The following is a 13,530-nucleotide window of genomic DNA, read 5'->3' on the forward strand; positions in this document are numbered from 1 at the left end:
GAGTCTATCGCAGTAAACCTTCGGACGCAACCCTTTTATTTCCTTTATCCTCGCGCCCCCCTGCGGCATCCCGCCTGCCCTTTACGAAACTAATCCTTTTCATCTCCCCTCCCGGAGTGGTTTAATATACAAGCAATCAGGTAAGTATGAAGAAGAATCCTATGAGGAGGAGATCACTATGCCAACCGTACAAATTGATGGCAGAGAAGCCGTTCAGGCTCTGGAAGGGCAGAAGCTTGTTCTGGCGCTGGAGGACAGCGGAATCGATATCCTTCACCGCTGCGGCGGAAACGCCAAGTGCACGACTTGTGCCGTGGAAATCGTATCCGGAAACGCTGGCGAAATCGGCGAGGCGGAAGCGACCGTTCGCCGGAACAAAGGCATCGAGGACGACTCCATCCGCCTGTCTTGTCAGGTGCATGTGCATGACGACCTGTCGATCAAACTCATGAAGACGACGGAATCGACGGGCTTGGACGCAGGACCTCGTCCGCAAGACTAAGACGCGGCTCGCTTGCATGGCGGAATCGTCGTTTCGATTGTGCCAGCCCATGTCAGTCCGTATACGCATATGAAGGCCTGAACACTCCCGCCGCGGGGTGGTCAGGCCTTCTATGTTTTTCATGCGCTGTTCTCCTATGCCTGCATCTGGAGATGGATTGCCGCATCCGCATGTCCCCGCCTTAAGGCAGCCATCCGAAGATTTGCAAGAGCGACAGGACGACCTCGATGACGATCAGGATGACGACGATCCATTCCACGAAGAGCCCCCGGATCGAATGGCTGATCGTAGAGAATCCCTCCATGAGGTGATACAGCACTTCCGTCTTGCTCTTCATGATCTTATACCGGTCGTTCAGCTCGAAGAACTCCAGCATCCGGTCGTAGAAGTCGCCGGCGCTGCTGATCGTCCACGTAATATCGGGCTTATCCAGAATCATGATATACGACAGCGTATTGTACTCATGGCGCACGATGTTGGCAGTCGTTCTGGCAAGCTCCTTGTTGCCGATGCGCAGTCTGCCCTTCTCCAGCCGGTCGATCATATGCTCGAGCTTGTCATGGATCTTCCCAAGCTGTTCCTCGATCTTCTCGAGCGCGACCGATTTGGCGATGACGGTGGCAACCAATTCCGGGTGGAAAGGCTCGTATTCCGACACGATGACATATTCGTCCGTCAATTCGAAGTGCTCGGATTCTCCGACGTGCAGACTGTAATCGTCCGAATAACGATCTCGCTGCTGAAGGTCGATATCAGGCTCGAAGGCGATGAGGTACTCCAGGAAGCGCGTAATTTCATCCGGATGTTTATGGTCGACGAAGACGACGCTGCCGAACGAGAATACGAGCACCTGCTGCGACTCGTCGACCTCCCTGCGAAGGATCGGCGCAAGCAAAGGTCCTTTCAGAATCAACGGCTGTTCCCAGGTGTATTTCTTCGGGATGCCGCAGTGGATGGCGATTTTATTCAAGTCGATCTCGTTTGCGACCGCAAAGGCTTTAAATGCAATAGGCGTCATGGCTAGTCTCACTCTTTCCGGACGTTCGTTTACTTGTAGTCTATGCCGATCTGTTTTCCAATAATACGCTTGTCTTCCCCGAAACCGAATGTTTTGCTCCGTTTGAACGCGCCGCGGCAAACATGCTAGACTCTAGGAAAAAGAAACCGCGAGTCCAGCGGCCGTTTCAGAAGGAGGCCTTCCGTCATGACGCGCATCGTCGATATTCCCTCTTCCCGGGTGTCCAACTTCTTCCGTTTCCAGCGCGATCCGCTCGGGTTCCTGGTCGATGCCCGCCCGCTCGGGGACGTCGTATCGCTCCGAACGAGCTCGTTTCAGCCGACGTACATCATCAACGCGCCCGACTTCGTGCAGGAGCTCCTCGTCCATCAGGAGGACAAGCTGCGCAAAGGCCGAAGCGCCGGCGTGCTGCGCCGTACGATCGGAGACGGCTTGCTCACCGCCGATCGCAATGCTCACCGGCAGCAGAAACGGTATTTGACGCCGGTATTTTATAAAGAACGGATCAATCGCTATGCCGAAGTCGTCATTGAGGAGACGCAGCGGCTTGCCGATTCCTTGACGGACGGCGTCCCCGTTCCGATGCATGACGTCATGATGCAGCTGACGCTCGGCATTATCGCGCGAACGATGTTCAATACGGAGGTAGCGCGCGACAAGGCGGCGCTCGCGGAAGCCGTGGACATCACGATCCGCCATACGGCCAGCACGATTTTCTCGCCGCTCATCCTTCCCTTCAACTGGCCGACGCCCGGCAACTTGGCGCATCGGCGGGCCATCCGGGCGCTGGAGCGGATGGTATACGGCGCGATTGCCGCTGCGCGCGGCAATCCCGAAGCTTATGCGGACAGTCTGCTCGGCCTGCTGCTGGACACGAAGGACGAGGACGGTTTACCTATTGCCGATGTCGAAATCCGCGATCAGATGATGACGATGCTGCTTGCCGGTCACGAGACGACGGCGAACGCGCTCGTGTGGGCCTGGCACGGCTTGGAGCGCTCGCCCGGCGCCGCCGCCAAGCTCCGGCTCGAGCTGGACGCGATCCGGCTGCGGGGGCAGGCGGATGGAGAGCGGCCTTCCGCTTCCGGCTTCTATCGGGAGCTGACCTATGCGAAGCAGGTCATTCAGGAGACGCTGCGGCTGTATCCGCCGGCATGGGCGATATTGCGGGAATCCGAACCCGGTCTCGAGATGCTGGGCGACCGGTTCCCTCCCCGGAGCAGCTTCCTGATCAGCCCCTACGCGATTCATCGCAATAGCGACGTGTTCGGGGATGCCGAGGCCTTCCGCCCCGATCGGTTCGAGGATGGCGTCTCCGGTTGGGCGCGCTTCGCTTATTTTCCCTTCGGCGGAGGCTCCCGGGGCTGCATCGGCTCGCAATTCGCGCTGATGGAAGCGGTGCTGATCCTCGGCACGCTCGCGGAGCGGTTCGACTTCGTCTCCGTGCCGGGCCAAGGCGACGCCGTGCCCGAGCCGCTCGTTTCGCTCCGCATCAAGGGCGGCCGCATGATGATTCCCCGCCGCGTATGACAAAAGCCAGGAATCGCCGCCGGGTCGCATGAATGCGGCGGCGATTCCTGGCCTCTCTGCCCTTGCCTCGTGACGTTGGTTCCGGATGGGGTACGCTTCTTGAGCTTTATACGATGCTGTTCATCCGATTCTCCAGCTCGGCCCGCGCTTCGGCGCCGGCGATCTCTTCGAACACCGCCATCCCTGCGCTCAAGTTCGGCCTGCGATTCACGTTATGGGCATCCGTCGCCAACGTATGCGCCCAGCCGGCTTCGATCAGCCAGCGCCCGTACTGCTGCGCTTCCGGTCCGAAGTTGCCGATCAGGCTGTCCGCCGATACTTGCGTCCAGACGCCGAGTTCGATCAGCTGCGGCAGCAGCTCCGCTTGCTCGCGGAAGAAGAAATGCCTTTCCGGATGCGCCAGCACCGGCCTGACGCCCGCGTCCAACAGCCGCTCTACGATTTCCGGCGTGTCCGTATCGTAGTCTTTCCAGCGCTGTTCCACGAGCAGATGGGTCTCCTTCCTGCCAAGGTAAGAGAAGGAACGGCTGCTCCTATGCGCGTCGATGAAAGCCTTATTCTCCAGCCGAACCTCGTTGCCCGGGTGCAGCCGAACGGCAATCCGTTGACGCTCCAGCTCCGCTTGCAGTTCTTCCAGCTTGCGCCGAACGACATCGGCCGTCGTGAGAAACAGCCCGTTGAAGTGAGGGGTCGCGATAATATCCCGAATGCCGTCCTCGTAAGCAATGCGAGCCATGGCTACAGACTCTTCCAAATCCTTCGCGCCGTCGTCAACGCCGTGCAAAATGTGGCAATGAATATCGATCATAGCAGCACCTCATCCGTTTGTAGTTGTTTCCGCCTCTCGCCATCTTCCTTTTGTTGACAATGAATCATCGTTTTCTCATCATATACCAGTTCGAACCCATTTACGATCCCTATCCGGCAGAACAGATGTTTGGTAAGATGATATCAAATCGATAGCCAATATAACGGCAGCGGGTGATAACGAATGAAAGCCATGACAATCGAGGAACGGGACCGGATCTTGGCGACCATGAACGACGAACAGCGCCATTTTATCCACCACACGCTTGAACGAGGACGCAAAACGGTGTTCGCGCGCCTATTGGCCAAGCGAAAAAGCCAATTCATACCGGACGACGCGACCTACGAGGAAGTGGAAATGTTTCTGGACGAGTGGGACTATCTGGGCTTCACCGACAACGGCGAAGTATCGGCTTCGGCCAAATGCGAGTGCGGGCATCCGCTGCGCTACCAGCACCACGTGTTCCATCGGCCGACGAACACGACCCGGCACTTCGGAATTACGCATCTGCAGCTGCACACCGGCATCGACGCGAAGACGATTACCGCCATCCAGTCCGGGTTCGACGTGCTCGACGAGGAGATGAACGAGATTATCGTCAAGTTCAGGGAGGGCTGGCAGCTGGCCGACGCGGTGTACTTGCCGCTGCCGGACGGAATGGATATTCCGGACGATATACGGGAGCATCTGAATATCGGGCTTCCATTGTTGGCCAGACAAGTGCTTCGGCTGCGCAACAAAATCCGCCACTACGCGAACGAACAACAGTCCGTCCAACAGCCATCCAGGCCGGACGCTGCCCGTTCCTCCCTCAACAAGCTGTACGAGGCTCCGACGGGGATCAGCACGGAAGACGATCAATACGCGCTGCTGTTCGATGAGCTGCCGTCCCCAGGGCAAGCGGAACTCGAGACGGTTCGTTCGAATAATCCGATGTTTCTGCCGCCGGCAGCAAGAGAAGTCGTTGACCGCGCATTAAGCCAGCGCATGCGTATCAGCGCCGCGGCGATTTGCGAAAGTCTGATCGAACGGCGTTTGGCGGACGATGCGCGCTTCATAAGCGGCAAGCCCCATATTCATATTGCCGTATCCGCATATCTCGATCTTCAGGTCGAAGCAGGCAAAGCCCGGCTCTCGGAACGTTCATGGGAGGACCGGATCTATATCGGGCTGTAAGCCCGGCCGCTGCTCGAGCGCAGCCGCGCCCGGCAATAAGCCGTCCGGGTTACTTGCTTAGCGGCATATGGCTGGCATGCGTGACCCGGTTGCGCCCGCCGTTCTTGGACGCATAGAGCGCCAGATCGGCGCGATGAACGATTGTCTCGCCCGTATCTTCGGCCGTTACGGTCGCCGCGCCAATGCTGATCGTGATCCGGTACTCGCCCCAAGCCGCGGCCGCGGCGGCCGAACAGTACCGCTCGGCCATGCGGACAGCCTCTTCCAGATCGGCTTGCGGCAGAATGGCCACGAATTCCTCGCCGCCGAATCGGGCGACGATGTCGGTCTCCCGTGACAGGGATTGCAGCAGCCGCGCTAAGTCGGTGAGAATCAAATCGCCTACGGGATGCCCGTAGGTATCGTTAATGCGCTTGAAATGATCGATATCGAAGATCAGCAGCGAGAACGGTTCGCCCGACTCCCGGTAGGAAGCAAGACTCGCCAGCAAACGCTCCTGAAAGAAACGGCGGTTGCGCAGTCCCGTAAGCGGGTCGGTCGATGCCAGTGTCTCCAACTGGTGGTTCACGCGCATGAGCTCCTGCTGTTTCTGTTCATACTCTTCATGCAGCCGCTCCAGCCGCTTGTTCGCTTCGTTCGTCGCCTGATACAGTTCCTCCAGCCGGGTCTTGGTCTGGAGCATGTCCTTCTCGTATTCCATCCGCTTGCGCATCAGCAGCACGACGCAGTCGATCACCGTTTCCCCCTCGCGCTCCTGGCGAACGCCGTTCAGCAGCACGGGCACTTCCTCGTTGGCGTTCGTCCGCAGCGAGAAACACATCTCGCTTACATGCCCGTACAGCCGGATGTACGGATAGAAATACGTATGGAAGAACAGTTTGTTCGTTACGGACATGGCAGACTCGATATGACGGCCGATCAGCTCGTCCCGTCCGCATTGAAGCATTTGCAGGAAAGCTTGGTTGACCGATCGAATAATGCCGGTGTCCGAAATCGTAACGTAGCCGCATGGCGCGGTGTCTAATTGAATATCCATGTTTGCGACCGCCTTCCCCAGCATCAAGCGCCGGTCAAATATGCTTTGATTAAACGGGAGGTTTCTTCCGGATGGCTCAGCTGCGGATAATGGCCCCGGGCCGTCATCTGCTCCAGCCTGCTGTTCTTCAAGCGGGCGTGCAAGTATTCGCCGACCTCCGCCGGAGAGATGCTGTCGTCCGCGCATTGCAGAATAAGGGTCGGCACCTCGGCCTGCGAAAGACTGTCGCGGCTATCCGACATGAAGGTCACTTCCGCGAACTGCCGCGCGATATGCGGATCCCGGGAGCAAAAGGTTTGTTCCAGCTCTTCCGCCAGCTCCTTCCGTTCCGCGTTCTGCATGACGATCGGCGCCAGATAGCTGGCCCAGCCGACGAAATTCATTTGCATCATCGTGAGCAATTCCTCGATATCGCGCTTGTCGAAGCCGCCGTAATAGTCCGGCAGGTCATTCATATAACGCGGGGATGGCCCCAGCATGACGAGACGTTCGAAATAATGCGGCTCTCGAATAGAAGCCAGCATGCCGATCATCCCGCTCACGGAATGCCCGACGAAGACGGCGTTTCGCAGCTCCAGCGTCTCCATGACATCCAGCACGTCCTGCGCGTAACCTTGCAAATCGTTATATTTGTCGGAATCGTAATCACCGAGCCGGGATTTGCCGGAGCCGACGTAATCGAACAGTACGACCCGGTAGTGTTCTTCGAAGCTAGGCGCCACCAGCCGCCACATCTCCTGATCGCAGCCGAAGCCATGCGCGAATACGATCGTTTGGCTGCCCGAGCCGAACACCTTGATATTATTGCGTTCCCGCACATCGAGCGTCATACGCAATCCCTCCATTTGTTGTCGATTGTTCTCTCTATTATAACGGACGGGCTGCGATTTTTGCTGAACATTCTCCTATTCTGTCGACGATAGCCGTCAGGTCCATCGCGCTCCGGGAAGCAGTCCGATCATTCCAAATGCTTCGTATAGAACGATTCGGCCGGCCTTCCGCGATCCGTTAATCGAGGGATATCGTGGATCCCCTCTGCACCATCAAACCTGCACCAATGCCCGCCTGCTGCGTGTTCTGACGCACATTTCCTGAACGAAGAACTGGTCCCCAGCCACCAATACTTCCTTGCAGCCGAAAATAACCCATGGACCGCGTTCACCTCTTCGGGGACCACGCCTCTAAATTCCGAGGCTATTGTATCCACCGTCGGCCGGTGTACCCGGCTAGTCCCACGAACAACGCTAAGAGGAGCTGCCTAAACAGCTCCTCTTAGCGGGTCGCGATATTCCCGGGAGTCCCGGGAATTCTCGACGAAAGTTAATTTGCGCCGCATGGGCACTTTTTTAGCTCGAAATCGGCCGTTTCCCCGACATGTACTGTACGGGGTACACTTCTTCGCTCGAAATCACGCTAGCGGTGCAGCGCGTACCTGTTCGCTTTGCTCACGCGGCGGACGAGTGCCGCCTCCTCTTCCGACAACGCCGGCGCGTCCGCGGCCGCGATGTTCTGCAGCAGCTGCTCGCGCGTGCGCGCCCCGGGAATGACGGTCGCAACGGCCGGATGGCCGAGCGAGTAGCGGATCGCAAGCTGCGTTAAGTTACGCTCGGCGCTTGTCAGCTGCTGCAGCTGTCCGCGAAGCGCCGCAAGCTCCTCCAGCTCGTAGTCCGCTACCGCTTTGGACGGTTCCCTATTGGCCGCCAACGCTCCGCTTGCCAAGGGTCCTCTTGCGATGACGCCGATTCCTTGCTCCCGAAGCAGCGGGTACACCGCTTCTTCCCCGCGCCGGTCCACGATGCTGTACGGACTCATGACGCTTGCAATGCCGGACCGCTCGACATACTCCCGAATCACGTTCGGACGAATCGAAGAGATGCCGTACGCGCGAATGAACCCCTCCTGTTTCAATTGCTCGAACGCCTCGATCGTCTCGTCGATCGGATCGTCCAGCGTACCGCCATGCAGCTGATACAGGTCGATGTAGTCCGTGCCAAGCCGGCGCAAACTTTCTTTCACGGCCGATAGGATGTACGCCTTGGACGCATCCCACGTCCAGCCCGTTTGCCCGGGAACTCGCCGATTGCCGACTTTCGTGGCCAGCACGACCCCCTCGCGCCGCCCCCGGATTGCGATGCCGACGAGTTCCTCGTTGCGCCCGCTGTCATAGAGATCGGCGGTATCGAGCAAATTGACGCCCCGCTCGAGCGCCTCGTGAATGATCGCGACCGCCTCCCGCTCCTCCGTTCCCAGCGACATGCAGCCAAGCCCGATCTCGCCGACAAGCAGCCCGGATTGACCGAGTGCATTCTTTTTCATACAGAATCGCTCCCTTCCTTACCGTCTATCGTTCATAGCTTTATTGTAGCCGATTGTCCCAAGAGCGGGCAGTCCGGCCGATGGAGAATTTTCGCGGCAGCCATGTTTTTCCGCACGAAAACGCTTTAAAATATACAGGGGACCACCTTTTGGGAGACGATAAGGAGGAGACGAACTTGGAGCCATCCACGAAAGAAACGTTCGAGCAGCAAGGGTACGTCATTCTGAAGCAGCTTTACACACCGGAGGAAGCAGACGCGCTGAAAGCCGAGGCGGCTGCAATCATGGCAAGGCATGCCGTCGACAAGAGCGGCGTGTTTCTCGGATTGACCGCGGAAAGTCCGTTGTTCAAGGAAGCGGCGCGGGCACCGGAGCTGGCACGGGTATTGAAAGCCATCATCGGGTCGTCCGTCATGTTCATGAACGACAAGCTCGTCTTCAAGAACGCGAGCACGGATTTCGGATCGCCCTGGCATCAAGATTATTCGTATTGGCATGGAAGTCATAAGCTGTCGGTATGGATCGCGCTGGACGATGCCGACGCAGCCAATGGCTGCCTGCGCGTTCTTCCCGGCTCCCATGTGTCGGCCGCCAGCCACGACGGGGAAGTCGCGGACGACAACGGCTTCATCTACCGTCTAGATGAAACGGATATCGATGCGTCGCGCATCGTCGATTTCCCGGCTGCCAAGGGTGACGCTATCGTCTTCCACGACTTGCTGCTTCATGCCTCCTATCCGAACCGTTCCGGCACCGACCGCTGGGCGCTGATTTCCACGTACAAGGACGGCACCCAGCCGGATCCCGAGTACGGATGGGCCGAGGCTGCTTTCGAATTGGAATAGACAGCGAGCCTAGCGTCGTTGCTCCCTATCATTAGCGGCACAATAACTGCGAAAGACCGAACCCCAGCCGGGGATTCGGTCTTATTCTTTGTCGTTGTCGCATGCCGATCGGGCTTAAGCGAGAGCGAGACGCTTATTTGCTGCCAAGGAAAGCTTCCTTGAAAATATTCAACAGGTATTCGAGCGTAGTTGGATCGCTATAGGTCGATGCCTCGGTATCGATCACGATCACATGGTTGTTCTTAACGGCCGGAATGTTCTTCCACGAGTCCGTATTCATGAACGAATTGTCGGCTGCCGTGCTTCTGCTGAGCACGATCCAATCGCCGGCATATTGGGAGAGCACTTCGGACGAAAGCGTATGATAGCCCTCGCTCAGCGTATCCGCTTTGACCTTCTCCGGCATTTTCAGACCCATCGTCTGATACAGCACTTCCGTACCGCGCGCCCAGGCGTCGCCGAAGACGTAGAAGCTCCTGGAATCGGTCTCGAACACCGACACGGTTGCGTTCTCGCCGATCTTCGCTTTCACTTCCTTGCCAATCGCATTCGCGCGCTGTTTGAAATCATCCATCCACGCCTGCGCTTCCTTCTCTTTGTTCAGCAATTTGCCGATTTCCAGCTGCTGATTCAAGTAGTCCAGCTTGCCCCATGTATAAACGACAGTAGGAGCGATCTCTTTGAGCTTAGCGAGATTCTTCGAATCCGGGCTGCCGATGATCAAGTCCGGGTCCAGCTCGACGATCTTCTCCAGATCGCTGTCCGATACGACTTGGACGCCGGCGAGTTTATCCGTAAACAGCGGGTTCTTATTCGTCCATTCGTCCACCCCGACCAGCTTGCCGCCCAGCGAGATGACATTCGGCGCATTCGTCAGCGCGACGATACGCTGCGGGTTTGCCGGAACTTGAACGTCTCCGGTCTCGGAGGCGTACGTAATCGTGCCGGATGCTTCTTCGGAAGCGGCATTGTCGTTCTGCGCTGCCGCGCCGTTGCTCGTCGCACCGTTCGCTGCGCCGTTAGTCGCGGTGTTCGCTGCCGTGTTGTTCGCGGCGTTGTTCGTCGCCTTGTTGACGCAAGCGCCCAATACAACCGCCATCGCCAAAATAACCGGAATCAATAACGTTCTCTTCATGCTTAACTCCCCTTATGTACGGACTACCGCCGAATTTAATGATAATGATTATCAATATCAACATAAATATAAATAGTTACCTCCTGGCTGTCAATGACGATTTTCACGCGGCATCTTGGAATAGCACGGGAACAACGCGACTAGACGACAGCAAACAAGCATCCCGGAACGCTGCCCGGGATGCTTGTTCGATAAATTATCTTCTTTCTTACGCTGCCTGAACGCTTAAACCCTTAATACTTCTTCCGATAGTCCACCAAATTCCGCAGATTGGATGCGTCCCCGGACAAGTAAATCCCCACATTCGAGACGAACAGCTTCACGAGCCGCTCCGTATTGCGAACGGTCAACCCGCCGGCGTTATGCGGCGTCATAATCACGTTCGGCATCGCCCACAGCGGGTGGTCGGCGGGAAGCGGCTCCTGCTCGAACACGTCGAGTCCGGCGCCTGCGATCACGCCCTTATCCAGCGCTTCGACCAAATCTTCCGTCCGCACGGTGGCGCCGCGCCCGACGTTAATGAAATACGCGCTGCTCTTCATGGCGGCGAACCGCTCGGCATGGAACACATGCCTCGTCTCCTTCGTGAGCGGCAGAATGTTCACGACATAGTCGGCCTCTCGGAGCGCATCGTCAAGCCGGGACATGTCGTAGACGGCGTCCGCTTCGGGCATGGAGCCGCCCGAACGGCGGACGGCGACGACGCGCATCTCGAACGCGCGCGCGAGCCTCGCCACCTCGCGGCCGATCTCCCCGGCGCCGACGATCGCGACCGTGCCGCCATTCATCTCGGCCAGCGTCTTCGGGCTCTCCCATAGGCCTGTCCGCTGATTGCGAACCGCGGAGGCAATGCCGCGCGACAGCCCGAGCATCATGGCGACGGCCGTCTCGGATACCGAACGGGCATGTACCCCGCTGGCATCGGTCAGCAGGATTCCGCGTGACTCCAGCATGTCCAGCGGCAAATTATCGATCCCGGACGACCAGCTTTGCACCCAGCGCAGCTTGGCGTCCTCCCGCATCGCCGTTTCTTTCACCTTCGCGTTCCAGCCGAAAATAATTTCCGCTTCCTGATATTGTCGATCCTCCAGCTCCGACGCCCGGCCGAACACGACCGATACATCCTGCGGTACGGCCTGCCGAATAGCAGCCTGCTGTTCCGCCGTGAACATGTCTAAACATAGCATCTTTCTCATGGAATGATAGACCTCCTCGTGTGTAAGCGGATTCACCCGTCCAAGTTGCAATTTCGTCACATTCTGCTCCGCTGGTTATTTTCGAGATATCGTTCTGATTCGCAGTATACGTCGTTCATGGGAATTGTTCAATGCGTCCGCGCGGCGCGTCCGATCTGGCCGCTATCGTTTCAGGAATATTTATGCCAAGGGTGATAGGAAGTGGAAGTTTCGGAAACAAAAAAACGGGATAAGCACAACCGCGATTATTTTAATCTATATCTAATAGTGATACACTAGGAGAAAGAATGGATCCAGAAAACCAGAAAAGATGTTTGACCAGATCGCGCCCTAGTTGCTATGGCGCCTTAAGCATGATCGCCTACATCCTTTCTGCAAATCATAGGGTATAAGGATGGTATATATGAGCAATCTAGAGACGAAGACAGATGTTATCTTAATCGGCGCCGGCATCATGAGCGCTACGCTCGGATCATTACTGAAGGAACTAGCGCCGAGCTGGGAAATCACCGTGCTGGAGCGACGCGCGACGGCAGGCGAAGAGAGTTCCAACGAGTGGAACAACGCGGGAACGGGACACTCTGCATTATGCGAGCTTAACTACACCGTTGAGAAACCGGACGGATCCATAGATATCAGCAAAGCGATCAAAGTCAACGAAGAATTCCAAGTATCGAGGCAGTTCTGGTCTTATCTGGTCAACAGCAATCTGATTTCCAATCCGCGCGACTTCATCGTGCCCGTGCCTCATATGAGCTTCGTGCAAGGGGAGAAGGACGTCAAGTTCCTGCGGAAACGGTTCGAGGCGTTGTCGGGCAATCCGTTGTTCCACGGGATGGAATATACCGAAGATCCGGAGAAGCTGAAGGAATGGGTTCCGCTGATGATGAAGGACCGCGCGATCAACGGCCCGATGGCGGCAACGAGAAGCGAATCCGGAACGGATGTCAACTTCGGCGCATTGACGCGCATGATGTTCGACCACTTGAAGACGAAGAACGTCGACATTAAATACAATCAAAACGTAGATGATATTAAACGTACCAGCGACGGCTCCTGGGAACTGAAAGTCCGCAATCTCGCGAACGGTACCGTAGAACGTCGCACGGCGAAGTTCGTATTCATCGGCGGCGGCGGCGGAAGTCTGCATTTGCTGCAGAAATCCGGCATTTCCGAGGGGAAAGGCGTCGGCGGTTTCCCGGTAAGCGGACTGTTCATGGTGTGTCAGGACCCGGCTATCGTTGCGCAGCATCGCGCGAAAGTATACGGTCAAGCACCGGTCGGCGCGCCTCCGATGTCCGTGCCGCATCTGGACACCCGGGTAATCGACAACAAGGAATCGCTGCTCTTCGGGCCGTTTGCCGGCTTCTCGCCGAAGTTCCTGAAGTACGGTTCCATGTTCGATCTGATCACTTCCGTCAAACCGCATAATCTCGTCACGATGATGGCCGCCGGCGTGAAGAACATGCCGCTGACGACCTACCTGATCAAACAGGTCATGCTGTCGAAAGAAAAGCGCATGGAAGCGTTGCGGGACTTTGTTCCGAATGCCAAGAGCGAGGATTGGAATATTCTCGTAGCCGGCCAGCGCGTGCAAATTATCAAAGATACGGCTGCAGGCAAAGGAACGCTGCAATTCGGCACGGAAGTCATCAGCGCAGCGGACGGCTCGATCGCCGCGTTGCTCGGCGCTTCTCCGGGCGCTTCCACCGCCGTTTCCGTCATGCTGGAAGTCATCCGAAAATGCTTCCCGCAGCATATTAAATTCTGGGAGCCTAAGATCATCGACATGATTCCTTCTTACGGCATGTCGCTGTTGAAGAATCCGGAGCTTATCCAAGAAAACCATATCGCAACGACGCGTTCGCTTGGTCTAGGCGACGACGAGTCCAACGGAGATGGCCACGGCGATAATTCGTCGGCGGACAACGCACGCCGGACCGTATCCTAAGCAATACGTACGCCATC

At 57.2% G+C, this 13,530-nt stretch carries 12 protein-coding genes; 5 read left to right on the forward strand and 7 right to left on the reverse strand.

All coding sequences use genetic code 11. From position 1 onward, the window contains the following. Positions 1-178: 178 nt before the first annotated feature. A complete protein-coding gene (locus GZH47_RS15440; protein ID WP_162640869.1) occupies positions 179-502 on the forward strand; it encodes a 2Fe-2S iron-sulfur cluster-binding protein in 324 nt (107 codons plus the stop codon). A 181-nt stretch (positions 503-683) separates the two neighbouring features. Here the strand turns inward: GZH47_RS15440 and GZH47_RS15445 are convergent, their stop codons facing one another. Beyond that, the gene (locus tag GZH47_RS15445) at positions 684-1,520 is read right to left on the reverse strand and encodes an RMD1 family protein (RefSeq protein WP_162640870.1); all 837 of its coding nucleotides are present in this window, start codon (positions 1,518-1,520) and stop codon (positions 684-686) included. 186 nt (positions 1,521-1,706) lie between these two features. Here GZH47_RS15445 and GZH47_RS15450 point away from each other — a divergent pair, with 186 nt between their 5' ends. Continuing rightward, entirely contained in the window at positions 1,707-3,050 is a 1,344-nt protein-coding gene (locus GZH47_RS15450) for a cytochrome P450 (RefSeq protein WP_162640871.1), read from the forward strand. A gap of 106 nt (positions 3,051-3,156) precedes the next feature. On the opposite strand, the gene GZH47_RS15455 is transcribed toward GZH47_RS15450, so the two are convergent. Beyond that, positions 3,157-3,858 (reverse strand): tyrosine-protein phosphatase, encoded by a 702-nt coding sequence (locus tag GZH47_RS15455; protein WP_162640872.1) that lies wholly within the window; start codon positions 3,856-3,858, stop codon positions 3,157-3,159. A 183-nt stretch (positions 3,859-4,041) separates the two neighbouring features. On the opposite strand from GZH47_RS15455, the gene GZH47_RS15460 reads away from it, so the two are divergent. Further along, positions 4,042-5,034: a DUF3895 domain-containing protein gene (locus tag GZH47_RS15460; RefSeq protein ID WP_162640873.1), complete on the forward strand. Its 993-nt coding sequence runs from the start codon at positions 4,042-4,044 to the stop codon at positions 5,032-5,034. A gap of 49 nt (positions 5,035-5,083) precedes the next feature. On the opposite strand, the gene GZH47_RS15465 is transcribed toward GZH47_RS15460, so the two are convergent. The 3 genes from GZH47_RS15465 to GZH47_RS15475 form a co-directional block, all read right to left on the reverse strand. After that, on the reverse strand, positions 5,084-6,070 hold the full coding sequence (locus GZH47_RS15465) for a diguanylate cyclase (protein ID WP_162640874.1): 987 nt from the start codon (positions 6,068-6,070) through the stop codon (positions 5,084-5,086). A gap of 23 nt (positions 6,071-6,093) precedes the next feature. Beyond that, positions 6,094-6,900, reverse strand: a complete 807-nt coding sequence (locus tag GZH47_RS15470) for an alpha/beta fold hydrolase (RefSeq protein WP_162640875.1) — start codon at positions 6,898-6,900, stop codon at positions 6,094-6,096. Positions 6,901-7,483: 583 nt separating this feature from the next. Next, positions 7,484-8,386 (reverse strand): aldo/keto reductase, encoded by a 903-nt coding sequence (locus GZH47_RS15475; RefSeq protein WP_162640876.1) that lies wholly within the window; start codon positions 8,384-8,386, stop codon positions 7,484-7,486. Between the two features lie 176 nt (positions 8,387-8,562). Between GZH47_RS15475 and GZH47_RS15480 the strand changes: the two genes are divergently transcribed. Then, positions 8,563-9,231 (forward strand): phytanoyl-CoA dioxygenase family protein, encoded by a 669-nt coding sequence (locus GZH47_RS15480; protein WP_162640877.1) that lies wholly within the window; start codon positions 8,563-8,565, stop codon positions 9,229-9,231. Positions 9,232-9,364: 133 nt separating this feature from the next. Here the strand turns inward: GZH47_RS15480 and GZH47_RS15485 are convergent, their stop codons facing one another. Together GZH47_RS15485 and GZH47_RS15490 are read right to left on the reverse strand one after the other, a co-directional pair. After that, positions 9,365-10,366: an iron-hydroxamate ABC transporter substrate-binding protein gene (locus tag GZH47_RS15485; protein WP_162640878.1), complete on the reverse strand. Its 1,002-nt coding sequence runs from the start codon at positions 10,364-10,366 to the stop codon at positions 9,365-9,367. Positions 10,367-10,599: 233 nt separating this feature from the next. Next, positions 10,600-11,562: a D-2-hydroxyacid dehydrogenase gene (locus tag GZH47_RS15490; RefSeq protein ID WP_162640879.1), complete on the reverse strand. Its 963-nt coding sequence runs from the start codon at positions 11,560-11,562 to the stop codon at positions 10,600-10,602. Between the two features lie 403 nt (positions 11,563-11,965). On the opposite strand from GZH47_RS15490, the gene GZH47_RS15495 reads away from it, so the two are divergent. Then, a complete protein-coding gene (locus GZH47_RS15495) occupies positions 11,966-13,513 on the forward strand; it encodes a malate:quinone oxidoreductase (RefSeq protein ID WP_162640880.1) in 1,548 nt (515 codons plus the stop codon). Positions 13,514-13,530 lie beyond the last annotated feature (17 nt).

Origin of the sequence: Paenibacillus rhizovicinus (genome assembly GCF_010365285.1) — a bacterium.
In the GTDB taxonomy this organism is placed as follows: Bacteria; Bacillota; Bacilli; order Paenibacillales; family Paenibacillaceae; genus Paenibacillus_Z; species Paenibacillus_Z rhizovicinus.

Coding starts and splice junctions, on each gene's coding strand:
- GZH47_RS15445 (WP_162640870.1), bottom strand. CDS start 1,520: ATGACGCCTATTGCATTTAAAGCCTTTGCGGTCGCAAACGAGATCGAC.
- GZH47_RS15440 (WP_162640869.1), top strand. CDS start 179: ATGCCAACCGTACAAATTGATGGCAGAGAAGCCGTTCAGGCTCTGGAA.
- GZH47_RS15475 (WP_162640876.1), bottom strand. CDS start 8,386: ATGAAAAAGAATGCACTCGGTCAATCCGGGCTGCTTGTCGGCGAGATC.
- GZH47_RS15495 (WP_162640880.1), top strand. CDS start 11,966: ATGAGCAATCTAGAGACGAAGACAGATGTTATCTTAATCGGCGCCGGC.
- GZH47_RS15490 (WP_162640879.1), bottom strand. CDS start 11,562: ATGAGAAAGATGCTATGTTTAGACATGTTCACGGCGGAACAGCAGGCT.
- GZH47_RS15460 (WP_162640873.1), top strand. CDS start 4,042: ATGAAAGCCATGACAATCGAGGAACGGGACCGGATCTTGGCGACCATG.
- GZH47_RS15470 (WP_162640875.1), bottom strand. CDS start 6,900: ATGACGCTCGATGTGCGGGAACGCAATAATATCAAGGTGTTCGGCTCG.
- GZH47_RS15485 (WP_162640878.1), bottom strand. CDS start 10,366: ATGAAGAGAACGTTATTGATTCCGGTTATTTTGGCGATGGCGGTTGTA.
- GZH47_RS15455 (WP_162640872.1), bottom strand. CDS start 3,858: ATGATCGATATTCATTGCCACATTTTGCACGGCGTTGACGACGGCGCG.
- GZH47_RS15465 (WP_162640874.1), bottom strand. CDS start 6,070: ATGGATATTCAATTAGACACCGCGCCATGCGGCTACGTTACGATTTCG.
- GZH47_RS15450 (WP_162640871.1), top strand. CDS start 1,707: ATGACGCGCATCGTCGATATTCCCTCTTCCCGGGTGTCCAACTTCTTC.